The organism is Arthrobacter sp. efr-133-TYG-104, from assembly GCF_030208915.1.
Taxonomy (GTDB): domain Bacteria; phylum Actinomycetota; class Actinomycetes; order Actinomycetales; family Micrococcaceae; genus Arthrobacter.
Genome location: NZ_JARVTA010000030.1, coordinates 24,320 through 47,937 on the forward strand (window position 1 = coordinate 24,320; position 23,618 = coordinate 47,937).

The following is a 23,618-nucleotide window of genomic DNA, read 5'->3' on the forward strand; positions in this document are numbered from 1 at the left end:
GCCGTAGACGGTATTTTCCCGGTCGTTGCGGCGCTAAGGCGTGCTCTTTCTCCCGTCCAAATAAAGCCCTGCGTAAAGCTCCAGTACACCCCAACCTGACGTCAGACTGTCACGCCGAGCCCGTAAGAATAGGGCCGCAGCTCGACATACCGGACACAAGGGATGCAACTTCTTAGAACTCACCCTGACACAGGCGGCTTGAGCTCAAGGCTGATCGCGGGGAACGTGAAGTGGCTCGTTCAAAGACTGCGCTTGTAGTAATCGCTGCGCGTACCCGATCGCCTCAAAAAATGGTTCGCCCACGTACCCCGGCGAACACGGCGCCTTGTAAAGATTTTTGAGCCGGCACTAAGGTCGTGGCGGAGTTCTATCTCTTGCCGCCGGCGATGGGACTTGCGGCCTTCGAGGACCCAAGCCGAATTGGGCGTCGAAATTCAAGGGAGGAATATGCCGATACTTAACCCCCAATGGATCATCGTCGAAGACGCTGAAATCGACTAGATCGGTCCCTCCGTTAACCCAGTCCTGTAACCGGCTGGGCAGGTTCGAGAGAGCCGGGCCGCTCAAGATCGGGGACCTCAGCTTATTCCTCCGTCGTTGGGATGAGGCTCGCCCTGCGAGGATCGTGGTTAGCTCAGGCCAACAGCGTGCCACTGCAGTTAGGAGTTCCGACTCACCCTCGCGATCCTCCGCTAAGGCGAACACGATATATGCGAGCAGAGTTCTCGCTGTCTTTTCGAAATCACCTGGTCGATCAAGAGGGATCCAAGGCCTTCTGTGTGCTTGAACGTCCTCCAGAGCCCCGCGGAGCCGTGCAATAACTGACTGCGGGATTGCTGCTCCCCGGTTTAGTTCATCGACGAGGCGCTCGACTACGAGTCTTGTGGAAGCACTTGGCACGACTGGGATATCTGTATTGAATACCCCGTCAACCAGCCACCACGCGATGCCAGGAGCCCATCCATAGAGAGTGAAACAAACGAAGTACTCCCATACATCTAAAGTATCTCTTGCAGCGAGACCTGAACCCAGAAGCCAGTTCATGACAACAGGGTCTGGAAGCTCAGCGAGTTCCTCAGCGTATGTCTCCACCATTTCATCAACAATTGGTGACCACATGCTGTTGAAACGGGTGCTCGACCCGGCGAGCTGAAAACTTGCCCACCCATAGAGGAACTTCCTTCGCGCAATCGCGCTCTCAGTGGGGAGGAGGTATTCTGACTGAAATTGATCCCTGGCGGGGCCGCTTACTTGAAGCAAGGCTGTAAAGACTTCGGAATCCAGCGTGAGATTCCAGCCGTGCATGATTAGTGCAAACCCCTTTGACCGAGCAAACGAGGCAAGGTTGGCTCCGTCCATCAGCCGAAGAAGAAGCGCAGGAGGCGCTCCATTGTCGCAAAGACTGATGAACACGTTTGTAGCCCCTCGCGCCCGCGTCTGGTCAAAGCTTTGAATGAGAAGCTCAGGGAGCAGTGAAGTGCTGTCTCGTTCGTAGGCTTTCCGCAGCAGCGCTGCCATGTCCGTTGCATTTTCGGCATTCCGCGCGAACGCTTCCGCAGCGAAGAACTCGTAAAATGTCCTGTGCGTAAAGGAGAAAATTCGATTTCCTCCATGCTTACTCGTGCCGGTCACCCCCAGGAGCCAAGCTCGGCCGGCACAGAAGTCAAGAAAGTCCCTTGCCGTAGGTTCAGCCTTACTTGGCAAGAATCCGAGGTCCGACACCATGTACTGGGACATGGTCTTCACAATGATCTGTTCTTCAAGACCTGTCTGAGCGGAAGGTGAGGTGTAGATCCATCGTGCGATCTCTTCCATGAGACGGTCGGTGTAGTCGGGCAACACTTCGAAGTGCTTTATCTGTCGGTGTGCGTCCCACTTGTGGAACAGAAGTTGTGCACATTGACTGTAGATACCTCGTCTATTGGCAGGTATGGCGCCGCTGTCTCGGTAGAGGATGCAGAGCAAGGATAAGAGCAGTGGATTTGCTCTCAGATCGCTAACGGCCTCAGATTCTGCAACGAAATGTTCAACCAAATGATCCTTGCTATTCTTGGCAAACCATCGCTGGCAGTATTCCTCGACCTGTTCAAGACTAAATTCTTGAAGACGTACGCTTCGGAATACCTTCGTACTTAGGGCGGCACTGTTGTATCCAACTTCTCTTGTCGTGACGAGTACAGATGTCGTCGGAAACTGGGACGTGAATCGATGTATGCGCTTCACCATGTCTTGGCGACGAGGTAGATCCGTGATTTCGTCAAGGCCATCGAGTATGACTGCTATCTTCCCAGTAAGCAGCAAACCTTCCAGGTCTGCATCCGACACCGGTCGGAGATCGGCTGTCAACTGCTTGGACGCGAAGCTGACCAAGGAGCCCGAGAACCCTTCCCGGGCATATTCGCGACATTTAATAACTACGCTCGGGAGAGTAGGGCTTCTTAATTCGGGGTTGGATAAGCTAGCCGTCAAGAATTTGACGAAGGTTGATTTACCTGCACCAGGAGAACCCATTAAAAGCACCCGGAAAGGGATCCCGGAAGACACTAGTCCGCCTGAATCCTCTATGGATTCAGAACTAACATCTATGAAGTCCCGACTTACATAGAGATCGTCAAAAGTGACGGGACTATCGACTTCGGCGTGCCCGATAATCTGTTCTCCATCACCGGCGCGGATTGCTTCGGCTAGTTCTTCCGACAGCGTCGAAGTTTGCCTCAGCGCGTCCAGGTCTGTCGTAAGAGCAAGTAGACGACCAACGTAGGTTCGGTGCGCCCCCTCATTCTCCTTCCCCTTTAAGGGTGTTCCGATAAAATCGGAGTAAGCCTCGATCTCTTCAGTAAGTTCCTCGGAATGGCTTGCGTTGGGCAGGACACCATGGAAAAGCTTAACAATGGAATCGAAAATCGCATCACTCTTGGCCGCCCAGGTGGTTTTGGACTGAATGGCCCAACGCCGGCTCTCATTGAGGAATGCAGTACGCGCGCCATCTATTACCTCGTCAGCATCGCCAAGGACCGTGCCGAGGGCAAGCAGAGCGAGAATGGGTTTGACTGCGTCGCTGGCGAGAAACAGATGGACATCGGTAAGTTCGGCGGCCGTAAACGATGCATTCTGACCTGAAAGAGCGTCTAGCGTTAGCCATTCCTGGTCTATCGTCCCGCTCAACCGTGCCCGACGGTAGGCTGAGCGAACGCCCTTATTAGCGGCCTGCAGAACTGCAGACGTTCCGCTGGCGATTGAGACAGATGCCGCAACGGTGGAGATTGGTTCCATACCGAGACTCTATACAGCCCTAGTCCCGCCTATAGACATGCCATTGCCTGCAAGAGACTTTTTGTTAATCAATCTAGCGGGAGGCTATTAAGATATCGTCTACGCCCGGCCACACACCCTTGCGAAGTCTCTTATGTTGTCGCCGGCAGCATCTGTTCTGCTGTTTACAGTCGGGGACATTCCTGATGGGTTATCCACCGCTACTGCTGCTGAGGGAGCTTTCCCGGTGGCTCGCGGATTTCAGCCGTGAATAACCCGGATTGACCCCAACTATGGACAGCCTGCGTGATCACCTCGAGGGCCGGCTGACAACAGCTGACGCGTGGTCCCTCGCGGGGATAGGCCGAGTTTGGTGCAACCATTGAAGAGGAAAAGTGCGAAAGGTCTGCGTGCGGTGTCGGCGTGACTGAATCCTTTAGGTGGGCGGCAACTTCGATGCAGCGATGTTAACCCTCGCCACTGCGACAAGTGTCGTAAAAGTTAGGGGCGGCAGAGACAAGGTGTAGGTGGGAGATTAGCAACGTGGACCGAACGGGCGATGACGAAGCAACAGCTACGAAGCCACATATGGGTTGGGTTATCGGAATAGGCGTGGCGGGCCTTGCTTTGATCGCGTGGCCATTGGCCACCGCGGGAGATGGACTTGCAAGTGTATGGCAGTCAGTCGGAGTCAATGTGGGTACAGCGCTGCTGCTCGCGGCACCTTTGGTCTACATCGAGCCGCGTTTCAAGACGCGTATTGCCAAGGCTGCTGCTGAAGGCGCCGATTCCAAGTATGAAACTCGTGTCGAAGAGCTGACAGGGAGGGTAGACGACCTGCAGGCGAGCACCCGAGAACTTTTCGAGCGTTATGGGGCCGTCGAGGACCAAAAGGTAGCTGAGATGGTCTCCCGACCAGACTTTTACACTGTCTCTTCTGCGTTGGTTGAAGCAAACAAGTCCCATGCCATCGATCGCATTCTCGGTGTGACAATCCCAGCGGTAGGAGGTATTCCAGAGATCCTTGTCCGATTCCGCTATATGAGCCCCACGTCAGCGCGCCCGGGGTATCACGCGCATGACTTCCTTGATGTAACACCCGTCGTGCTGACGCCGGCGCCAAATGGGCATTTCTGGCCTGTAGAGGAACGCTGGCGTGTGGAGGAGAGTGCAGACCAAGTTGGTGCTCGCCTGATGAAGACACTTCAGGATGCTGGTTTGAAAAGCGTGACCGACAGAGTGGACTGGAAGAGCACAATTGACAGGCTGGGCACTGCACTTGACCTAGCCTTTGAGTCCAAACGAAGCGATGGCATGCTGGTCGGCCACATCATTGAGATGGGTCCGGAAGGGTGGTTCCTCACTAGCGCCGGCATTGAGCATCTTGAGCAAGGTGTCGTCGTGGACGTTAAGGAGTTCCCTCCGAAGTGGGAAGGGGCGTTGGGCGTGGCCGGCGCCCTTTTGTCGGGACGACCTCCAGAGTCAATTGATGAGCACTTGAACAGGTTCGATGAATCCCCCGAGTGGGCGGACTCCGATGAATGGAAATACGTCCTAGGGAGGGCTCGCGCAGTATTCCCTGGTTTCAACAAGAAAGACGGAACAATCCCGCCAGCCCTACCGTCCTTAGTTCCCCCAACCAGGCCGGAGCCTAAGCGGAGTGTCTCACCAGCGCCACATGTGATCAGGCATTGAGGTCTAAATTGAAGGGACGAAATACGTCCCCGCCTCTTACTGAATCCCACAGCATTGTTCAAGCTCCCTCCAGTGGGTGCCCCAGCGGGCGAATCTAAAACAGCCCTGTGGGCGGTTCCTCGCAGGGTAGTGGGGCGAGTTTGGAGCGGTGGCCGTCGTCCGGTGTGCAGCCCCGGAACGGCCCATCTGTTGAGAGCAACACGGACATGTGGTGGTCTGCGTGGTCGCGCCACCAGACGCTCATCCCTGTGGTTCCGTCGAGGCGCAGAAATTCCCAGGAGCGCCAGAGTGCTTCGAGGCGGCTGATTGCTTCGGCGTGCTTCCACCATTGCGGGCACCAGGTCACTCCGCCTTGGACGTTGAGCTGACGACGATATGTGGTGGCCAGCTTCTTGCTGACGAACTCGGCGACGTTCGGGTAGAACAGCTCCGGAGCGTCCGGCTCCTCCTCGGCAGGCTCAGTGGGGTCTGTGGGTTCCTCCAATTCGTCGTCCCACTCCCCTAGGCCCTCACTCATTCGAGGCACCCGAGGCGATCCACCGGCTCCCGGACGCGGCCGTGGGCCTATTCGCTGGGTCGTGTGCGGTGATGGAGGCCCGCACCGTATCGGCCTGAGGGCCGCTCATCCACGGTACGGTTTCGAGCAGCGCTGCTGGGGCGCCGGAGGCGAACATGATGGCGCGGCCGCGGGGGAAGGCTGCCAGGTCTGAGACGTCGAGGGTGCGTTCTTTGCGGTCGTCGTCGTGGCTGTAGGAGGTGCCTTGTTTGGAGCGGCTGCGGGTGGTGTTGGAGTACCGGTACTCCCCCACGAGCTGCGCGAGCTCGTTCAAGAATTCGGCTTCGGCGACGCCTCCGCCGTAGACCTTGATGTTGGAGGCGCTCCAGAGTTTGCGCATCCCGTCGCGGCCCCACACTTCAACGCCTTGGGACCAGGACTGGAGGATGGTCATCAGGACGATGCCGCGGGAGCCGTAGTGGCTGTAGAGGTTCGGGAGCTCGCGCCAGCGGCAGACGTTGGCTGCTTCGTCCAGGACGCCGACCATGGGGGTGGCGAGCCGGCCGCCGGGTGAGTGGACGGCGAGTTCTTCGGCGGCTTCGACCGTAGCCACAGTCAGCGCCGTCACCAGTGGGCCGGCGGTGCCTTTGCCTTCCTTGGACAGGCTGTACAGGGTGCCCTTGGACCGGACGAATTCTGCCGGATCGAACTGGGGCCGCTGGTCGTTTCCGTCTTGGGGTGTGACCCAGCGGGCGACTTGGCGGTTGGTGAGGCAGGAGGCCATTTGCAGGGCCGTTCCGTACACGCCGCCGCGTTGTTTTTCGGGGGCGTTGATGACGCCGCCGACGGCGTTCGCGGTCTGGGTGAAGCCGTGGGTTTTGAGGATGTCGACGGCTTCGTCGTCGGCAGGGCGGGTCAGCCAGGTGTGCACCTGGGTGATCGGGCGGCCGTCGAGGGCGGCGGCGAGCAGGAGGCCGGCGAGGAGATCCTGGCCGGCGGGATCGAAGTAGGCGTCCGTTTTGGCGTCCGGGCCTCGGGAGCCGGCGGCGAAGTGGTCGGCCAGGCGTGCTGCTTTCACTTCGTCGGTGACGTAGGAGAGGGGGTTCCACCACCAGGAGGGTTCTTCGAGGGCGACGGATTGCGGGTCGAAGACCCAGACAGGGCCGTCGGCTGCGCGGACGTCGCGGGTTCCGTCGACGATGTCGCGCTTGTTGGAGGTGACCAGGGCGGCGCCGGGGGCGGCGAGGATCGCCGGGATGGCCCGGGAGGTTGTTTTGCCGGTGCGGGGTCCCCAGATGTCGATGTGCATGTCTTCCCAGGAGCCGTAGAGCATCTGCCCGCCGAGGACTGTCTTGCCGACCGGGACGCCGGGTGAGCCCTTCACCCCGAGGCGTTCGGCGGTGGCCGTGGCACCGTGCAGGCTCAGGGCGCGCAGGTCCCGGCCTTTGGCCATGTGCCGGGCGGCGGCGTCCACGCGGGACCGCTTGGACCGTCGGCGCAGGACCGCACGGACCGCGAAGGCGGCCGGCACGGCGACGAGAGCCGCCAGGCCGGTCAGGACCCAGGTCGCGGCCGCGGTCCAGGTCACTTTGTGGGAGATCAGGCCGAAGACCAGTTCGAAGGGGTTGGCCGGGAGCTGCTGTCCGTCACCGGAGAGCATCGATCCCAGGTGCACGGCTCCGGTGACCGTCCCGACTCCGAGGACGACGACGGTGATGAAGGTCCAGAGAAGGACAGCTTCGGTGTCGAGCCCGGAGCGTTTGCCGCTGCTTGGTGCACCCATCAGTTCTCCCCCTCGCCGTCCCGGTTAATCGACCAGCGCTTATTTGTATCGTGCAGCCGCTCTTCGACGCTGGTCAGCTTGAGCGCGACGGGAACCCCTGGCCTGCCGCCGACTTTGAAGAGGAACTTGCCCAGCCCGGGCCGGACCCGTTTGCGGGATCCGCCGACATCGGTCCATGAGCCGGGGTCGGCCCAGGATATGAGCCGGGCTTGTTCGGCCCGGGAGAGGGTGACGGCCTTGTTGAGTTTTTCCATTTCGGCTCCGGGCAGGGCGCCGGCGACGACCATGCCGGAGCGTTCGACGAAGCCGCGGGCTTTCATCCGTTCGGATTCGGTAGGCAGGGCTTCGAGGTCGCTCATGGTGTGCGTGATCATGGCCTGCCCAACACCCTCGGTCCGGTTCAGGCGGGTCAGCGAGTCGACCCGGTCGACCATGCCTTCACCGGAGCGCAGCGCCCGCCAGAGTTCGTCCATGACGACGAAGTAGTTCCGGCGCGGTTCCAGGCCGGCATCGGCCAGGGTGTGGGCGACCTGGACGGTCGCGAACCCGGTGGACCAGCAGGCAAGCAGGCAGGCGGCCTGGATGTCGCGCTGCGTGTCGGAGATCCCGGACAGGTCGAAGACCACGGGTTTAGTCAGGTCCATCGGCTGGTCGGTGGGCTTGGAGAACATGTCCGAGAACCGGCCCGACCCGTCGAGGGAGTACAGCGACTGGCGCAGCTGGTCGGTTGCATCGAGGTAGCGGCTCATGTCGCCCCGGTCCAGGGCAATGGCCCGGAGTTCGTCGGGGGCGTCTTTGATGACCTCGATCAGGTCACCGATCAGAGGGACCCGGTCCAGCCGATCGTCCAGGATATGCAGGGCCCGGTCGATCAGGGATTCCTCATGGGCGCTGGGCTTGGCGTTCCGCACGATGGTGATCAGTGCCGTGATCATGTTCAGGCGCCGGTTGTGCGAGTCGGCCATCAGCTGTTCGGCCAGCTTCTCCGCCTTCACCGCCGCGGCCTGAAGTTCCGGGGCCGCGGCCTGGCCGGCCTCTGGATCGTTCAGGGCCCTGTCCGCGGCGGCACGGTGCTCTTCGGCTACGGCGAGCAGCCTCACTGCTGCGCCGGTCGCCTCCCCTGGGTCCAGAACGTTCAAGTGGCCGCGTCCGGGGCCGAGGCTGATGACTTGGCCGCCGAGGGCTTCGATGAGGTCCACGTAGTCCGGTTTGAGGTCGCCGAGGATCAGCGGGTTGATGTTCCGGCCGGCGAGGCCGAGGACGATGTGCCGGACCAGTGTGGATTTGCCGTAGTGCGGCAGGCCGAGGACGAACATGGAGGGGTTGTTGATCATGCCGTGCATGAACCAGCTGATGGGATCGGCGCCGAACGGTGCGCCGGTGTCGGTGTGAACGCCGATCGGCACTCCCAGGATGGGGGTGCCGGATCCGCCGACGAAGGGCCAGAGACCGCAGACCTGGACCGAGGTTCCGCGCCATTCATCGGCGGCGGTGACGTAGACGGCTTCGCCTTGTCCGCGGCCGCGCCAGCCGCGCAGGCCCGGGCGGCGGGCGACCGCGGGCGCGAGCTTCGTGGATGGGGCGGTGTCCTGGTGCTTGTTGCGGCTGCCGAACATTACATGGCCTCGCGGATCTCTTCGGGGACCTTCAGGTGCTTGGGCAGGACCAGGCCCAGTGGCAGGGACGCGGCGAAGGCGGAGTCCTGTGAACCGTAGGCGCGTCGCAGCAGCAGTCGTGCGGACGGGCCGAGGTTGCCCTCCACGACGGCGACGGCGTCCTCAAGGTCGCGGGCGGACAGGACCGTGGCGGTGACGACCATGCCGAAGTTGACCAGCCCGGCGCCCTTGGCCTCCTCCGCTGCAGTGGCCTGCGCCGCGCGCGCATCCACCAGGGCGCGGGCGGTGGGCCGGGTGGTCGAGGAAGCCCGGGTCAGGGCGCTGGTCTGATCGGATTCGACGATGGTGGCCGCTCGGCCGGCATCGATCGGACGGTACAGCAAGGTGACGCGCTTGCGGGCAATTTCCCCGTGCGGAGCCATGAGTCGGGCCAGTGCTGATGAGAGGATGTGGCCGCGGGGTGCGCCTGTCATCGTCCAGGAGACAGAGTGGCCGGAGTCGTGGCGGTAGCCGTCCCAGTCGGCCTGATGGGCGGACGGTCCGACCTCGCCCCAGTCCAGGTCAACCGGCGTGCCTTGGTAGTGGGCTTCATCGATGAGCCTCGCCGCTGCAGGGTCGTAGGCGACCCGCACGACCTCGCACAGTTCCTGGGCGTTCAACGGCGCACATGCGCCGGCGCCGGTGGATTCGAGGCGCTCGGTCAGGCTGGGGAGACGGGAGGCGAGATCCTTGGCGATCTCTTCCGCGGTGCGCCGTTTACCGCCTGCCCGGGCGGCTGCGCTGAACGTCAGCGCGACCCAGGCCCGGATCGTGGCCGATCCCTGCGGGTAGGTGGCCAGGGCCTCCCGGAGCATGGCTTTGGCGATGTCCGGAGCGTCGTCGTGGATGTTGGACTCGACTTCCCGGCGCAGCCGTGCCCCGGAATCGGGTGCTGTTTCGACAGTGACCGATGAGGCGACGACGGCAGGTTCGTTCGAGAGCGATGCGAGCCAGCCGCCCCAGTTGGCGACCCAGGCATCAATCTGCTCGGGATCGACCAGCGATGCCCCGTCGGGTTGGGTGCCGAAGACGACGGTGTAGTGGGCGGTGGAGGGAAGGTGGATCAGGGCGAACGGGCGGCCGTAAGAGTCGGTGAACTCGTACAGCTTGGACCCGGCAGAGATGCCCGGAAGCTGGAACTCGCCCCATGGTGTCAGTCCCAGCGGGCCGGAGCGGTAGATGTTGGCCCTCTTGCGCTGCGCGGAGCGGAACGCCAGCCGGGCGAAGGCCCGCTCCCCTACTGACTTGTTGTGTTTGTCGGTCACCGAGACGACGGACAGGAGCACTCCGAGAATGAGGAGTGCGACGAGTCCGGCGAGCCAGCCGCCGACAAAGAGGCAGATCACCGTGATGATGAGGCCAACAAAGAGTCCGGCGGTGGCCAGCCCGCCAAGGGTGCCGAGACCTGCTTTGCGCGGCCGCCGCCAGTGGCTGTAGGTCGGTTCCCGGTATGTGTTCTCGATAGCTGCCATCTCAGGCACCCCCCGTGGATTCTTCACTCATGTCTTTGATGGCCCCGGACGCGGCCTGTCCTGCTTCAAGGCCCTTTTGGGCAGCCAGCACGGCGACGCCGCCCGCGCCCGATGCCACAGCGCCACCGCTGGCGGCCGCTCCGCTGCCGGCGGCACTGCCCGCACCGCTGGGTGCTGCCGCGCCAGAGGTTCCGCTACCCCGGGAACCGGTCTTCCCTGCCATCCCGGACGTTCCTGCCGATCCTTGGCTTCCGGTCGCCGAGAGACCGTCCGCTCCCGGGCTGTGGCTCGTGGTGCTGCTGGTCGTCATTGAGCCGGTGGCTGATCCACCGCCCCGTCCCGCGCTGCCCATGCTGATTGCCCCCGATGCCAGGGCGCCGACCGTTCCCGCTGCCATGCCCCCACCGCCGCCGGTGACGGCGCCGACCATGGGGGTGACGAAGCGCATGAGGGCTGGCATGGCGAACAGGGCGATGATCATCAGAGCCAGCCCTGTGACGGTTGTCAGGAGTGCGGAGCCGAAGTCTTTGCCGTCGCCAGCGTTGCCGAAGATCTTGGTGCCGCTGAGTTGGAAGGCTGTGGCGTAGATGATGGCGGCCGCGGGCTTGTAGAGGATGAAGGCGATCAGCCAGGCCGTGCACTTCTGGAACCAGCCCCTGCCGGCCTCGGTGTTGGTAAAGGCCGCCGCCGTGGGGAAGATGCCCGTCAGGATGACGAGCAGCCCACCGCGGATGATCATGAGCACGATCTGCATCACGGAGGCCAGAATCGCGATCAGCCCCAGAAGGATGATCATGATCGCCCCGATCGGGCTGGTCGCCGACAGTGCCAGCATGGCGGTGATGTTGTCGTTGAAGGAGGTCCCGTTCGTGGAGTTCTTGATAATCCAGGCAGAGAACTGATCCGCGGCGACCGTCAGCAGGCCCACTGCCGCCACGCCCGCCCCGGAGACGACGATCAGGGTCGCGAGCGAACGCACCAGATCCCGCAAGGGTGCACCCCTGCGTTCGATCACCATCTTGGCCGCCCCCACGAGTACAGAGAGCACAGCAAGGGAGGCCGTCCAAAAGTAGAGACTGTTCTGCAGGAACAACACCGGATCACTCCCGGCGGACCCACCCGGCGCAGAGGTTAGGGCGGGAGTTCCGACATTCACCCAAAATGTGCCCAACGTCTGCACGGTCTGTCCCACGGCGTCAGCAATGGCTTTAGCCATGTTCTTGACCGAGTCGTTTGCGACGTCCTCCAGCGCTGCACCGGCATGGCAACCGATGCTGAAGGCGTCCCATCCTTCGCAAGCCATCAGACACCAGACCAGGGAATGAATCCGGACAGGTCGCTTATTTGCCCCCCGCCCGTGCTGCCGGTTGCCGGAACAACGACCTTCCAGTCGCCACTGAGCCACTGAAGTGGGACAGGGACGGAAACAAGCGCGCCGTTGCTGCCCTTGGCTGCGATCACGATAACAGCGCGATCGGAGTCATATGAGCGAACCTGGAACCCTGCGATCTGCGCTGTCACAGTTGATGTCTCTTGTGGCGCGGGTTGATTCAGCAGTGCATCTCGTTCGGGGCTAGGGACTGCCAGTTGTTCGTAGACGAGTCGAGCCTTCCCCGTAGCGGACAGTACGGAGATGTTTGCTGCTGCGTACAGGGCTCCTGTGGGTGAGTGTGCGAAGCAGGAGCGGAGGCCGTTGGCTTCGGTCTTACCGGGCCCGTATTGCGTGGGCGCTGTGGGGGCGGCGATCTTTCCGACGAGTTCCCATTTGGTGTCGGTGGGCGTGGTGGCTGGTTTGGCCTGGTCGCCTGAGGGCAGGCCGCAGACACTGGCGGCCGCTGCCTCGCTGGCCGGGATGCTGGCAGTGGTGGATCCCGAATGGCTCGGCTCGGCTGTCGGGGTTCCTCCCCCGCGAGGGAGCAGGGCCAGGATGATTCCGAGCGCGACAATAATCGCCACGACAACGGCCGAGATGATGAACTTAGGTTTGGTCAGCGGGTTCTGGTCTTCGTTCATGGTCGGTTCAGTCATGGCTGTCGCTCCTTAGACCAGGGCGCCTACGACACCGCCGGCGGAGGCTGCCAGGATGCAGCCGCCCAGGACCCATGCCAGGCGGCCGGCGTGCTCGCCGCCCTCGCCGCGTCGGTTGTTGATCATCATCGTGCCGGCGGTGATGAGGATGCCGGCGACGGCCAGGCCGAAGACGATCCAGGCGATCCATTTGAGGATCGTGAGCAGGCCTTCAGAGCCGGGAGGGGCCTCACCCATGCCGGGGTTCGGTATTTCGGTGATGGCAAAGCTCGACCATTCGAGGGCTTTGGAGAACAACATTGGGTTTCTTCTTTCTACTTGGCAGGGAGTCCAACAGCGGCAGTTACGGCGAGGCGCACCTGCTCAAGGACGGTGCGGGCTTCTTTGGGAAGGTCTTCAGGGGCAACGTCGTGGCCGTAGCGCCATGGGTCGACCCAGGGGAAGTGCCAAATGTGGGGCACTCCCCCGCCAACGACGCGGGCGAAGTCGCGGATTTCTTTGGGCAGCCGTCCGGGAGCGTCGGCCATGACCACGAGGCCGGCGACCTGGGTCCCGGGAAGGGACCGTGAGGCCCATTCAGTTGCAGCCAGGCGTGCTGCGCGCAGGCCAGAGATATTGGACCGGGCAACGAGGACAACGACGGAACCGGCTGCTGTGACCGGCCAGTGGTGTCCGGCGGCCTTGGTGTTCTTGTCCAGGCGGGCAAGTGAGGTTTCGCCGGCGCCGCCGTGGACGCCAAGCCACCAAAACCCCGGCTCCTTCCCGGAGACGTCGCGTCGGGGAAGCCTGTCCGCGTGGTCTGGCTGGGGAACACTTAGCTGGGGTCTCGTCGCCCCCGTAGGAACGAACGGCGGCTCTTCCGGGATGGCCAGAGTGGGTTCGTCGATAGTGTCTGCGCCGGGCGTCACCCAGCGATTCTTTGAGACCGGCATTTCACATCCCCTAGTAATGTCCGCAAAGATCGTATCGGTACCATCCGACACGAAAGGCCAAAGGTGACCCCGAACAACAGCTTTAATACCTTTCAGTCACTCCCAGTACATCACAGTACCAATTTATGGTCTACGATGGCTTCATGCGGTGGGACGGACTGAGCGTGGACCCGAAATACCTGGAAGCTCTCTTCGCCAAGTACCCGGAGCGTCTGACGCCCCAGGACCTCGAAGAGATCTTCGGGCTCTCCCGAAACACCGTCTACCGCTGGCTCCAAACCGGAGTGATTCCTGCTTACCAAGTCGAGAAGACATGGTTGATCGCCAGAGATCAAGTCAAAGACTGGGTCTGGGAAAACCGGAACACCCTCCGGAAGGGCCAGACACCGGAAGTGACCGAGGACCAGCAGCAGTAGCGCAACAGCGGCCGAGCGAATGTGAGGGGGACACATGCAGTCAAGACACAACGCGCCCGTGCTGGCTGCCGGTGCCGTCCTTGCCCCCATCGGGCTCGTGCTTTCCCTCATCCTGTTCGGCGGCGGCTCCCAGGCCGCGGCCGATGTCTGCTCACCGACCGGGCCCGGCGTCGGCGTTGACGCGAACCAGCTGCCCAAAGTAGCCATCGCCGGCTACGAGGGAGAGCAACTGAAGAACGCGGCCCTGATCATCAACGCCGGCAAATCCCTCGGCTTGTCAGTCCGGGGGCAAACCATCGGCGTCATGACGGCCATGGGAGAGTCCGGGCTGCGCGTCCTGGACCACGGTGACGGTCCCGGCCCGGACTCCCGGGGCCTGTTCCAGCAGCGCGATAACGGATCCTGGGGAACCTACCAGGACCGCATGAACCCCACCGCCTCCGCCACCAACTTCTTCAAGGCTCTGCAGACCATCAACGGCTGGGAACAGCTCGAACCCACCACGGCCGCCCACAGGGTCCAGCGCAACGCCGACCCGTTCCACTACCAGACCTACTGGGCCGGTGCCGTCGAGGTCGTGGCCGCCCTGGGCGATGTGGCCATCACCGACGCCGGGGGCACAAGCTCCTGCGGCATCCCGGGTCAGTCCGGCAAAGGCGATGACCTGCCGTGGCGCACCTCCCAGATCTACCAGGCATCCCCGTTGGGCATGTTCAACCGCGAATGCGTTGACTTCGCCCTCTGGCGCGTCAACCAGCAGCTCGGCAGCACGACCGCCCCCTACAAGGCCCTGAACGGCACCTTCCGGCCAGACGGTGCCCTCCTCGGATCCGCCCTGACCTGGAAGGACGGCTGGGACGCCAAAGGCTGGCCCACCGGCAAAACACCCCGTGTCGGTGCTGTTGTCTGGTACTCCCCCGGTACCGGAGGCGCTGACGGCACTTACGGCCACGTCGGAATTGTCAAAGCCGTCAACGGTGACGGCAGTTTCCTTGAAGAGGGTTACAACGGCAACCCCGCCCCGAACGACCACACCTACTACACCCGCACCGTACCGAACGGCATGCCCAGTGCCTTTCTCTACCTGCCCGGCAGCAACACACCGGAGGAACCATGAAACGCACCCTGACAGCCCTCACGGCCCTGCTCCTGTGTACCGCGTGCGCGCCGGCAGCCAGCACCACACCCGCCGAACCAGCACCCAGCACCGCCACGGCCGCAGGGGCCACGCTCAGCGCAGGCGGCAAACCCCAGGCCCCCGGCGGCACCGCCCCGGCCACCCTCGGCATCGCCTGGGACGAGGCCAGCAAAACAGCAGCACTGGACACCGCGACCAAAGCCATGGCCCTCTACGCCCGCCCCACCGTCACGGACAAGGAATGGATCCAGGACCTCGGCCAGGTCCTCACCGCCCAAGCCACCGCCGACTACCAATACGTTGACCCCGCCAACATCCCGGTCACCAAGGTCACCGGACCCGGCCAACTCAAGATCGATGAGACCAACGGCTTCGGCTGCCACGTCGTGTTCCCCACCGATGCCGGCGACTACGACGTGCAGCTGCTCCGCAGCGCCGCCGACAAGCCCTGGCAGGTCAACCGCTTCACACCCCCGAACGGCACAAAGTAAGGACAGATGATGGAAACCCAAGCACTCGACTTCCCCAAGATCAACGCCGTTCTCCGCACCAACGGCACCGGCGAAGTCACCATCAACGGCACCTCCCACGCGATCGAGGCCGACAACGAAGCCGCCGTCCTAAACGATGCCCTGCGCCTCATCACCGAAACCGCCGCCCAGCTCGGCCGCCCCGTCCGCGTCAGCACCACCGACCCCGACGGCCGGGGCCTCATCATCGTCTCCCCCGACGGCGTCGTCAGCGAAGCAACCCCAACTAAACCCACCGCCCGAAGAGAGCAGGAGACTCCGCCCGTCACGGCCGCCCCGTCACCCGGGCCGGCCAAGGTTCTGACCGCGCCCACGTCCACTCAGATTCCCGACGCCACCGCGATCGAGAAAACGCCTACACAGCCCACCGCCGCTGCGCCGGTGACCTTTGGTGCCGCTGTCACGGCCGTGCCCGCCCAGAAGCCCGCCATAGCCTCCAGGGAAGCGGTCGCTGAGCCTGCTGCCCGGCGCAGCCTCAAAGACACTTCCTTCCTCGTCAGCGCCCCCGTACTGCAGCCAGCCACGCGCGGCTGGCGCGGCGCCCTCAGCCGCCTCGGCTTCCGCATGGACCCCTCAACCGAAGAGCTGGCTGAACGCGACGACATCCGCACCGTCAGCCAGCACTGGCCCGGCCCCCGCACCGTGGCCGTCGTCAACCGCAAGGGCGGCGCGAACAAGACCCCCACCGTCGTCATGCTCAGCGCGATCCTGGCCCGCTACAGCGGCGCCGCGACCGTTGCATGGGACAACAACGAATCACAAGGCACCCTCGGCTGGCGCACCGAAAAGGGCGGCCACGACAACAGCGTCCTGGACCTCATCGACTCCTCCCAGACACTGCTCTCCCCCAGCGCCCAGGCAGCCGAGATCGCCCGCTTCGTCCACCACCAGACCGGCGACAAGTTCGACGTCCTGCGCTCAGACGAAAACGACGAAGGCGACCACGAAGTCACCGCCGAAGAAGTAGACATCGCCCACCAGGTACTCACCCGCTACTACCGGCTCATCATCATGGACTCCGGCAACACCGCCCGCGCAGCCAACTGGCGCCGCATGATCCACCACACCAACCAGCTCGTCGTCCCCGTGACAGCCATCGAAGACCGCGCCGAGGCCGCCCGCCTGACCCTCCAAACCCTCGAATCCCGCGGCGGCCACGACGCCGAACTGGCCCGCAACGCCGTGGTCATAGTCTCCGAATCCACCGACGCCAAACGAAGCATGAGCGGCGACGCGCTCAAACGCGCCAAAGACGAAGCCCAAAGGATCGCCGAAGCCTTCACCCCGCACGTACGCGCCGTCGTCCGCATCCCCTACGACCCCGCCCTGGTCAACGGACCCATCCGCTACGACGCCCTCCAACCCGCCACCCAACGCGCATGGCTCACCGCAGCCGCCGCCGTCGCAAAAGGTTTCTGAAAGACATGAAACCGACACGCCGATTCTTATGTTCAGTCCTCAGCGTTTCAGAAACTAACGTGAGGGACATGGCAATTCAGAAACGCACACGCGGAGGACGCCCTTCTAAAGGGGACCGTCATGTTCTGACTACCCGGCTCCCCGTTGCAGACGCAGAGAAGTTGTTCGCTGTCGCAGATCACCAAGGACAGTCGGCTAGTGAGTTCATCGCACATGCCGTTGCTGAAAAGCTCGCCGCCATCGATATGACATTCGTTGCCGGCCAGGGGGAACTGCCTATCGGCCGTATCGCCTCTTAAATGTTGAAGGCCCGCACTAGGCGGGCCTTCAACAAGTCTGAAGTCCAGATTCAGTTCTTCGCGGGACACGATCTGAACTTTTACAACACCCACTCCGTGGGTGCCATTTGTGTTACCTCGAAAGGAACTACTGCACACTATGGTACCGGAACCGGTATCGGCGTCAACGCATGCCCTTGTGGGTGTCGCGCCGTATGCGAAGTCAGAAGATGCATGGAGCCTTGCTCCAATGATTGCTGGCACCCCTTCTTACCGATTTGGTCGTTGGATTGGCTCGCGCTTTCAGTACCCCCGGCCGAGCAACCCACTGAAAATCACCCGGGTACTACCGGAACGTCCTGCGGCGGTAATGGTGCATGGCCCGGATGGCAGTGTTGCCACTTTGTGCTTGGACTTTGACACGTCCAAAGCCCTGAAGGGTGTGGTTGACGCGGATACTGCCCGGGTGGGTCGGTTGTTATCGGCGTGCGGAATGTTTTTTGTTGAGGACTTTTCCCCTAGTGGCGGCCGCCACCTTTACGTCCCCCTGCGAGATCGTTTGAGTGCCGCTGAAGCCAGGGAACTCGTCGAAGCACTCGCACTGACGGCGACGAGCCTGGACCCGAGTCCGCACCAAAACATCACGGATGGATGTATCCGTGTCCCTGGATCGGTGCACAAGACCGGCGGACACCAAATCCTAATCACTCCGCTTTCCCAGGCCTACGACATCTTGCGCCGCCGCAACCCAGCCTCTGCGCTGATAGAGCTTCGGTCCGCGCTGGCTCCCGAGCTAACCCGGAGACGCGCACTCAAGGCCCGTGCTGCCAAGACTGCTGCCGGACAGCGAACCGGGATTCTGCCGATACTACCGCTAAACGCTGGTAGTGAAGCGCCACTGCGCAAGGTCGCCCGAACCGGTCTGTACGACACAGCCACGTACAAGAGCCCCTCCGAGGCTCGTATGGCTGTATTGAATCACTTCAGCGCCTGCGGCTGGTCCCTACAAGACGTCGAGAACGAACTCACCGGCCAATTCCCCGGACTGGCTGCGCTATATGGAACCCCCCAACGCCAAGCTCGACTCCTGCCTTATGAGTGGACCAAAGCCCAGTCCCTCACCGCCGCAAACCAAGTCCTGCAGAAACGACTCCCCCGTAGTCACCGGAAGAAGAGTGCCCCTATTAACAACACAAGCCCAACTTTAACCACTGGGGGGGCGGGGAAACTCAGCAGCGCTGGCATACACCAGCTTGTAAATGATTTGGAAAATATCCTCTACGCTGTCCTCGACCACCGGCTACAAGCCAAAGGCCGGCAAGGCCTCAGCCTTCGCTTGCTCATTCGTGGATTGCTGGGCTATATGCGAGCCAAGGAAACTGATGTCCTCGATGTTGGATGTCGAAGTTTGGCTGTGGCGATGGGAAAACACCACGTCACCATTGCGCGGCTTCTGCCCATCCTGGCTGCTGTTTCTGATGGAATCCTGACCAAAATCGTGGACGCACGCCACAAAGCTGCCGACGTGTACCTTATCCAACTCCCCGAGCAGTACCAACAATTAGCTCGCGAACTAACCTGGCAAAAAGGAAAAATTCATGCCATCCGGCCTGTTTTTCGGGCACTCGGGGATGCAGCAGCACTGGTGTACGAAGCCATCGAACGCGGCCGCCATTTCCCCAGAACTGCGGACCTCGTGCGGGCCACCGGTGTCAGCCGGAATGCATGCTCGGCCGCGTTGGCAGAGATGGAAACCCTGGGTATGGTCCAACGCCAGGGACACACGTGGAAGACCACCACAGTCAACTTACGCATGCTGGCGACGCGACTCGGTGTCATGGATGACTATCTTGACCAGATCAGCCGTAACCGAAACGAACGCGCTGCCTGGCACGCCTATCTAGACCGGTTTCTTACTCCCAAGGTCAAAGAGACTGACCTGTTTGATCCAGAACGGGACGAGTACTGGCTACCACCCGACGATGCTGCAATTTGGCATGCAGCTTGAGGCGGAATGACAGGAAAGATTTAGGGCTGCATTGCGGTGAAGGCCGGCAAGCGAGTGGACGAGGATCTTCACGATCAAGCGTGAACCTTATTGACTGCCGCCCGCTGAGGAGTCTGCCTTATGGACAGCGACCTCATGTTCTCTTAGTCCTTTGCCGCGTGCCGTGAACTCCGCAGTCGATCAAAGCAGTGTGCGGAAAGAATCAATCTTGACGTATTTATTCGCGTGGAGCTTTACTGTTGCTGGCATGGCGGCGCTACGCATCAAACAACATCACTTTCTGTTGGTGTTGCGACGTTTGTTAGAAACCGCCCTCTATGAAGACGTCATCATCACGCAGTGGTCCTTTGAGTCTCGGTGCCACAGAGTACAGGGGCGTGCCCTCAGCCTTCTTGAAGCTAGCGGCATTCAAAATAAATCCAGACATATTTATCACCTTCTGATACGGCCAGTGGCCGCTAAAAGGTGCGTTCATGCAGTGCCTGGAAGTCCGGGCACTCCCCCGGACTTCTCTCTGGGGATCCACTGGTACCCGTGTGACGCCAAGGGTAGTTCCCCCATCGGCCTCCCCGAACCAGGCGTTGGATCGCGGAAACCCCCTGTAGCGTTTTTATGGGGCGACGCGCCGAGATAAATACGTCATGACGTAAAGATCGACAGATAGATTGATAGACAGATGTCCAGTTTGCGTCCCGGGGCGGGTGTATCCCGGCCAGGCACTAATAATACGTCATGACATAAAGATAGATTGATTGACAGATTGATAGATGGGCAGGCAGGCGGATTTATTAATTACAATTGAGGTAACTTGTGAAAGTAACTGCGATAGGGAACCGAAAGGGCGGAGTTGGTAAGACCTCTGTGACACTGGGTCTTGCCACTGGTCTGAAGTTGATCGGCAAAAAAGTGCTGGTGATTGATCTGGATCCTCAGGCTAACGTCACCGAAGCACTTGAAGGCTCCGGTGAGTTCGACGTTTTCGACGTGTTGTATGGGGGAGAGGCCGGCACTTTGGGCCAGGCCATCACGGAGACCTCTTGGCCTGGCATCGATCTCATCCCGAGCTCCGAATCGCTTGCGCGGCTGGAATCGGAAAGCCTCATGACACCAGAGTTGCGGTTGAAGACAGCCGCCTGGGGCGCTGAGGAATTGATGGCATACGATCACATTCTTCTGGATCTTCCTCCCGCACTGGGGCGCCTTACGCTCAATGGCCTTATTTGGGCTGATCGAGTCCTTGCCATAACGGAGCCCGCGGCCTTCTCGGTGAAAGGCGTCACGGAATTCTTGGAGACAGTGAAGAAAGTGCAGTCGTTGCCGCACCTGAATCCGGCACTTGAGTTCATAGGAATCATCATCAACAAGACCAGTTCGCCCCTGACAGGGGAGCATGCCTTCCAAATCGGCGAACTGGAGGCTGCCTATGGCCAGGACGTAAGGAGTCCTCACCTTCCGCTCAGGACCGCCATGCAGGACTCTGTCAGCTCAAGAGCGCCTCTTACAAAGCTCAACAGCAGAGGAGCTGTAATCATGACTGAAAAGTTCGTCGAGCATGCTCGCTTTATCGATGGAGCCAACTGATGCCAGTAGAGAGAAAATCAGCAATCCGCAAGGCACCCGCTGCGGACGTAGTCGATGTTCTGACCTCCCGAAGCGACAGCAGACAAGCGCTGTCTACTGAACCTGCGCGTGCACCGTCACCTGAACCGCTAGAGGTTGCTCCTCGAGCATCGTCAAACAGGCGGCCCGGGCCGGGCCGTCCTCGAAGCAAACGGCGGATGGAACCCTTCTCCTCAAAGATCGAAATCGAACTCAGAGATGAGATGGATGACTATGTGGCCGAGCACGGACTTTCGATCATCGACTTTCTGGATGAGGCAGTCAGGGACCGCCTCGAAAAATAATTATGTCTTGACGTAATTATTTGAAGCTGCATTTGCCCAATAGTCCACTGCACCAAGAGTCATCTTTTCCGAAGCCGCCTGCACCCGACCTCCAGGGCGGCCGACCATTACCGGCGCGGCGGACAGGGAGGCCAGGGCTGATGTTTACCAGCGAGGACCACGAGAAATTCCGGACCTTGCGCACCTGGCTGTACGGTTCGAGGAACTGATCACCGACGGGGCCAATGACCAGCTCACCCCCGAGCAGATCTTCCTCACCGCCGTCGATGACGCACTCGAACAACGCCGTGCCCACCGGATCGACAAGCTCATCCGGGCCGCAAGGTTGCTGATCTAACCAGGTTGGGCCGCAGTACCGCTGACTTGGCCGACATTGTGACCGTACTAGGACAGCGGGGGATAGGGTTCCGTTCTCTCGCCGAACCGTGGCTCGACACCACCAGCGCCCATGGAAAGCTCATCTTCGACATGTTCGCCTCCTTGGCCGGAGTATGAACGGTGTTGGCGGCCAATCGAAACTGCCCACCGGCGGCCAATAGGATTTCATTCATTCTGCACGGTATGGCCACGTGCAGTACCCGCTGGCGGCCAGGGTAATCGGTGCCGTACCACAGCAATTCTCTTCGCTAGGGCCGGTGCCAGGAAGGACTGCGCCTGCGGCCTGGGCCTGTCGCTCGAGGGCTGTAGGCGTATTCAGGAACCTACCCAGGGACTCGCCGGTGTAGCGCGGAATTCACGGCTTCACCCCCGCCATCATTGCAGCGAGTACTGTGGCGGTGAAGGAAGGAAAGACTCCTGAGGAACTCAGCGGAGATCATCCTGAGCGTGGCGGCCCATAATGAACGCATTACCGCAACCCGCGGGCGGCCCCTGCATGGCGGGCCTTTGTGTCTGTCCACTTCCCCTGCGGCTCCGGTAGGGAGTTTCACACGGTCGCTGGAACCCCGGCGGGCGAGTCCTCTTCCAGGGTCTGCCCGTAGGGGACTTTGGCGCTTACGGCGACGGTGAAAGTCGGGTTCCCGGTGCGGGTTACCAGAATGCCGTACAGGCCCAGGGCGTGCTGGATTGCCGCGTCTACTGCCGTGTTCAGATCCTCGTCGATGAAGCGAGGATCAGTGGCTTCGATGAAAAGGGACCCTTCGCAGATGAGCATGGTCAGGATGGGCTGACGCGTGTGCCGCGGCGCTGCCCGGTGCCGTTGCCGGCTTCCCGGCGGACGCTGGCGCAGGCTCCCGACTTATCCGGCCGCCAGATGGTGTGCACGCTAATATCGAGCAAATTCCGTTCGCCGCAGTCGTTGATGACCCAGACGAATCCGTGGTCGGGAAAGGGCAGGTCCACCCACCCGCGCCACAATGCCCGGTTTCGTGATCTCTGACAGCGATGCGGTGGCCGCGGGCCAGGGAGAGGAAGGTGTTGATTTCGCATTCCGTCAGCGACTCCTTCAACCCGTTTCTCCGCGGCGCTGCCTCGACTGCCGCCGCACGTAGCGAGCAGCCGGCCTCGCGGGCAGCAGGGCAGACCATATTAAACCCGATGCCGGGCGGCGCAGCGGAGAAACCCCGATGCCCCTCGCTCACCGCGGCCCGCTTCCCCATCTTTCGATGGTCATGCCTGGGGGGATGTCGGCGTCCAGACGCGCTTCATAGCGTCCCGGGGCGAGCCGTGTCACCGAGATGCCGACGTGTCCGGTCCTCGCCGCCGGCTTCAGGAGATCCACCGCTTCATCCAGGGCGGCGTCCAGTTCCCTTCGGGTGTGAACGGCTACGACGAGACAATTGGGTGCTGTGTGCATGGTCATGATTCCTTACTCTCAGGGCGGTGATCAGTACGGTGGACACGCCAGATGCTCCTGGCATGGAAGGGAGGACAGCCAGCCCGCCCGCATGGGGTCAACCGGGGCCTTGATCCAGGCGGCCGGTGGGCCCCGGCGGAACCTAGGGAACCAGGTCTCCGGCAGAAGAAGAGGCAGGACCCTGGAACGCCGCAGAACGGCGGCGGTTTACCTCCGACAGTCCAAGGATGGTGGCTTCAACATCTTCCAGGGACCGCTGGATCCAGGCGAGGGCGGCCAGGTCATCGGCGCTTAGGGCCGGGTCAATCGATGATGCCTCCAGGAGCACAGCCCGGCGGCTGATCCTGCCGGAAAGTTCGAGGATCAACGGCGGAATCATGGCCAGGGATTCGCCCCGCGATAGGTGCGCGAAAGCTTCCTGTCCAGCGCCACGGTCGGTGGCAGTGACCGTGAGGGCCAGGTCGGAGGAGGTGGTGGTCATGGGTCTTGTCCTTCAGGTTGTTCAAAGTCCTGGTCTTTTGGAAGTGCTTCCGGTGCGGCGGAAGGGGAGTTTTCGGTGGGTTCGTCCCGCCGTAGATCGTCCGCGCCGCAGGCACACCGTCCGCCACCGGAATGGGCCTGCGGCGCGGACGACCTGCGGCTCTACAAGCCCGGGCGCGCCTCCCGATCAACGCAGCGCAGACTTCCCCCGTGACCGCGAGTGGGCAGCCCGACTTGGCCGCTGACAGAACGGTCCCGGTTGTCTGAACGGACAAAGGCCGGCTTAGCGGCGGCGAAGTCCCGGGGCCGTCTCGGCGACCGCCCTCGAACCATGACT

At 61.8% G+C, this 23,618-nt stretch carries 22 protein-coding genes; 9 read left to right on the forward strand and 13 right to left on the reverse strand.

Going from position 1 to position 23,618, the window contains the following annotated elements:
- Positions 1-348 precede the first annotated feature (348 nt).
- Positions 349-3,273, reverse strand: coding sequence for an NACHT domain-containing protein (locus QRN04_RS17005; protein WP_284977211.1), 2,925 nt, complete (start codon positions 3,271-3,273; stop codon positions 349-351).
- A 567-nt stretch (positions 3,274-3,840) separates the two neighbouring features.
- Between QRN04_RS17005 and QRN04_RS17010 the strand changes: the two genes are divergently transcribed.
- Entirely contained in the window at positions 3,841-4,947 is a 1,107-nt protein-coding gene (locus QRN04_RS17010) for a hypothetical protein (RefSeq protein ID WP_284977212.1), read from the forward strand.
- Positions 4,948-5,041: 94 nt separating this feature from the next.
- Here QRN04_RS17010 and QRN04_RS17015 read toward each other — a convergent pair whose 3' ends face one another.
- Genes QRN04_RS17015 through QRN04_RS17050 form a run of 8 tightly spaced genes read right to left on the reverse strand, consistent with a single transcriptional unit; the run spans position 5,042 to position 13,289 of the window.
- A complete protein-coding gene (locus QRN04_RS17015) occupies positions 5,042-5,464 on the reverse strand; it encodes a DUF4913 domain-containing protein (protein WP_284977213.1) in 423 nt (140 codons plus the stop codon).
- Positions 5,457-7,226: a type IV secretory system conjugative DNA transfer family protein gene (locus QRN04_RS17020; protein ID WP_284977214.1), complete on the reverse strand. Its 1,770-nt coding sequence runs from the start codon at positions 7,224-7,226 to the stop codon at positions 5,457-5,459. Before QRN04_RS17020 ends, QRN04_RS17015 begins: the two co-directional genes overlap by 8 nt.
- A complete protein-coding gene (locus QRN04_RS17025) occupies positions 7,226-8,842 on the reverse strand; it encodes a putative type IV secretion/conjugal transfer ATPase (protein ID WP_284977215.1) in 1,617 nt (538 codons plus the stop codon). The genes QRN04_RS17020 and QRN04_RS17025 overlap by 1 nt, the downstream gene beginning before the upstream one ends.
- Positions 8,842-10,353 carry an SCO6880 family protein gene (locus QRN04_RS17030; protein ID WP_284977239.1) on the reverse strand — a complete coding sequence of 504 codons (1,512 nt, stop codon included), beginning with the start codon at positions 10,351-10,353 and terminating at the stop codon, positions 8,842-8,844. The genes QRN04_RS17025 and QRN04_RS17030 overlap by 1 nt, the downstream gene beginning before the upstream one ends.
- A 1-nt stretch (position 10,354) precedes the next feature.
- The gene (locus QRN04_RS17035) at positions 10,355-11,656 is read right to left on the reverse strand and encodes a TrbL/VirB6 family protein (protein WP_284977216.1); all 1,302 of its coding nucleotides are present in this window, start codon (positions 11,654-11,656) and stop codon (positions 10,355-10,357) included.
- Positions 11,656-12,381 carry a DUF8175 domain-containg protein gene (locus tag QRN04_RS17040; RefSeq protein WP_284977217.1) on the reverse strand — a complete coding sequence of 242 codons (726 nt, stop codon included), beginning with the start codon at positions 12,379-12,381 and terminating at the stop codon, positions 11,656-11,658. The genes QRN04_RS17035 and QRN04_RS17040 overlap by 1 nt, the downstream gene beginning before the upstream one ends.
- A 12-nt stretch (positions 12,382-12,393) precedes the next feature.
- Positions 12,394-12,681 (reverse strand): hypothetical protein, encoded by a 288-nt coding sequence (locus QRN04_RS17045; protein WP_284977218.1) that lies wholly within the window; start codon positions 12,679-12,681, stop codon positions 12,394-12,396.
- A 14-nt stretch (positions 12,682-12,695) separates the two neighbouring features.
- Positions 12,696-13,289, reverse strand: coding sequence for a DUF6668 family protein (locus QRN04_RS17050; protein WP_284977219.1), 594 nt, complete (start codon positions 13,287-13,289; stop codon positions 12,696-12,698).
- A 167-nt stretch (positions 13,290-13,456) separates the two neighbouring features.
- On the opposite strand from QRN04_RS17050, the gene QRN04_RS17055 reads away from it, so the two are divergent.
- From QRN04_RS17055 to QRN04_RS17090, 8 genes are all read left to right on the forward strand, one after another.
- Positions 13,457-13,729, forward strand: a complete 273-nt coding sequence (locus QRN04_RS17055) for a helix-turn-helix domain-containing protein (protein ID WP_284977220.1) — start codon at positions 13,457-13,459, stop codon at positions 13,727-13,729.
- 34 nt (positions 13,730-13,763) lie between these two features.
- Complete coding sequence (locus QRN04_RS17060) at positions 13,764-14,846, forward strand: CHAP domain-containing protein (RefSeq protein ID WP_284977221.1); 1,083 nt, start codon at positions 13,764-13,766, stop codon at positions 14,844-14,846.
- On the forward strand, positions 14,843-15,358 hold the full coding sequence (locus tag QRN04_RS17065; protein WP_284977222.1) for a hypothetical protein: 516 nt from the start codon (positions 14,843-14,845) through the stop codon (positions 15,356-15,358). Before QRN04_RS17060 ends, QRN04_RS17065 begins: the two co-directional genes overlap by 4 nt.
- A 6-nt stretch (positions 15,359-15,364) precedes the next feature.
- On the forward strand, positions 15,365-16,816 hold the full coding sequence (locus QRN04_RS17070; RefSeq protein ID WP_284977223.1) for a chromosome partitioning protein ParA: 1,452 nt from the start codon (positions 15,365-15,367) through the stop codon (positions 16,814-16,816).
- A 1,242-nt stretch (positions 16,817-18,058) separates the two neighbouring features.
- Positions 18,059-19,102, forward strand: a complete 1,044-nt coding sequence (locus tag QRN04_RS17075; RefSeq protein ID WP_284977224.1) for a hypothetical protein — start codon at positions 18,059-18,061, stop codon at positions 19,100-19,102.
- A gap of 810 nt (positions 19,103-19,912) precedes the next feature.
- Positions 19,913-20,683, forward strand: coding sequence for a ParA family protein (locus QRN04_RS17080; RefSeq protein WP_284977225.1), 771 nt, complete (start codon positions 19,913-19,915; stop codon positions 20,681-20,683).
- Positions 20,684-20,880: 197 nt separating this feature from the next.
- Positions 20,881-21,006 (forward strand): hypothetical protein, encoded by a 126-nt coding sequence (locus tag QRN04_RS17085; RefSeq protein ID WP_284977226.1) that lies wholly within the window; start codon positions 20,881-20,883, stop codon positions 21,004-21,006.
- 375 nt (positions 21,007-21,381) lie between these two features.
- Complete coding sequence (locus QRN04_RS17090; RefSeq protein ID WP_284977227.1) at positions 21,382-21,501, forward strand: recombinase family protein; 120 nt, start codon at positions 21,382-21,384, stop codon at positions 21,499-21,501.
- Positions 21,502-21,931: 430 nt separating this feature from the next.
- Here the strand turns inward: QRN04_RS17090 and QRN04_RS17095 are convergent, their stop codons facing one another.
- From QRN04_RS17095 to QRN04_RS17110, 4 genes are all read right to left on the reverse strand, one after another.
- Positions 21,932-22,159 (reverse strand): hypothetical protein, encoded by a 228-nt coding sequence (locus tag QRN04_RS17095; protein WP_284977228.1) that lies wholly within the window; start codon positions 22,157-22,159, stop codon positions 21,932-21,934.
- Between the two features lie 2 nt (positions 22,160-22,161).
- Complete coding sequence (locus QRN04_RS17100; RefSeq protein WP_284977229.1) at positions 22,162-22,347, reverse strand: hypothetical protein; 186 nt, start codon at positions 22,345-22,347, stop codon at positions 22,162-22,164.
- 235 nt (positions 22,348-22,582) lie between these two features.
- Positions 22,583-22,807, reverse strand: coding sequence for a hypothetical protein (locus QRN04_RS17105; protein WP_284977230.1), 225 nt, complete (start codon positions 22,805-22,807; stop codon positions 22,583-22,585).
- 136 nt (positions 22,808-22,943) lie between these two features.
- Positions 22,944-23,282 (reverse strand): hypothetical protein, encoded by a 339-nt coding sequence (locus QRN04_RS17110; RefSeq protein ID WP_284977231.1) that lies wholly within the window; start codon positions 23,280-23,282, stop codon positions 22,944-22,946.
- Between the last annotated feature and the right edge of the window lie 336 nt (positions 23,283-23,618).

What these genes read in the sequence shown, in the direction of transcription:
- QRN04_RS17005 (WP_284977211.1), bottom strand. Translation starts at nt 3,273, where the DNA reads ATGGAACCAATCTCCACCGTTGCGGCATCTGTCTCAATCGCCAGCGGA.
- QRN04_RS17010 (WP_284977212.1), top strand. Translation starts at nt 3,841, where the DNA reads ATGGGTTGGGTTATCGGAATAGGCGTGGCGGGCCTTGCTTTGATCGCG.
- QRN04_RS17015 (WP_284977213.1), bottom strand. Translation starts at nt 5,464, where the DNA reads ATGAGTGAGGGCCTAGGGGAGTGGGACGACGAATTGGAGGAACCCACA.
- QRN04_RS17020 (WP_284977214.1), bottom strand. Translation starts at nt 7,226, where the DNA reads ATGGGTGCACCAAGCAGCGGCAAACGCTCCGGGCTCGACACCGAAGCT.
- QRN04_RS17025 (WP_284977215.1), bottom strand. Translation starts at nt 8,842, where the DNA reads ATGTTCGGCAGCCGCAACAAGCACCAGGACACCGCCCCATCCACGAAG.
- QRN04_RS17030 (WP_284977239.1), bottom strand. Translation starts at nt 10,353, where the DNA reads ATGGCAGCTATCGAGAACACATACCGGGAACCGACCTACAGCCACTGG.
- QRN04_RS17035 (WP_284977216.1), bottom strand. Translation starts at nt 11,656, where the DNA reads ATGGCTTGCGAAGGATGGGACGCCTTCAGCATCGGTTGCCATGCCGGT.
- QRN04_RS17040 (WP_284977217.1), bottom strand. Translation starts at nt 12,381, where the DNA reads ATGACTGAACCGACCATGAACGAAGACCAGAACCCGCTGACCAAACCT.
- QRN04_RS17045 (WP_284977218.1), bottom strand. Translation starts at nt 12,681, where the DNA reads ATGTTGTTCTCCAAAGCCCTCGAATGGTCGAGCTTTGCCATCACCGAA.
- QRN04_RS17055 (WP_284977220.1), top strand. Translation starts at nt 13,457, where the DNA reads ATGCGGTGGGACGGACTGAGCGTGGACCCGAAATACCTGGAAGCTCTC.
- QRN04_RS17060 (WP_284977221.1), top strand. Translation starts at nt 13,764, where the DNA reads ATGCAGTCAAGACACAACGCGCCCGTGCTGGCTGCCGGTGCCGTCCTT.
- QRN04_RS17065 (WP_284977222.1), top strand. Translation starts at nt 14,843, where the DNA reads ATGAAACGCACCCTGACAGCCCTCACGGCCCTGCTCCTGTGTACCGCG.
- QRN04_RS17070 (WP_284977223.1), top strand. Translation starts at nt 15,365, where the DNA reads ATGATGGAAACCCAAGCACTCGACTTCCCCAAGATCAACGCCGTTCTC.
- QRN04_RS17075 (WP_284977224.1), top strand. Translation starts at nt 18,059, where the DNA reads ATGGCTGTATTGAATCACTTCAGCGCCTGCGGCTGGTCCCTACAAGAC.
- QRN04_RS17085 (WP_284977226.1), top strand. Translation starts at nt 20,881, where the DNA reads ATGGAACCCTTCTCCTCAAAGATCGAAATCGAACTCAGAGATGAGATG.
- QRN04_RS17095 (WP_284977228.1), bottom strand. Translation starts at nt 22,159, where the DNA reads ATGCTCATCTGCGAAGGGTCCCTTTTCATCGAAGCCACTGATCCTCGC.
- QRN04_RS17105 (WP_284977230.1), bottom strand. Translation starts at nt 22,807, where the DNA reads ATGACCATGCACACAGCACCCAATTGTCTCGTCGTAGCCGTTCACACC.
- QRN04_RS17110 (WP_284977231.1), bottom strand. Translation starts at nt 23,282, where the DNA reads ATGACCACCACCTCCTCCGACCTGGCCCTCACGGTCACTGCCACCGAC.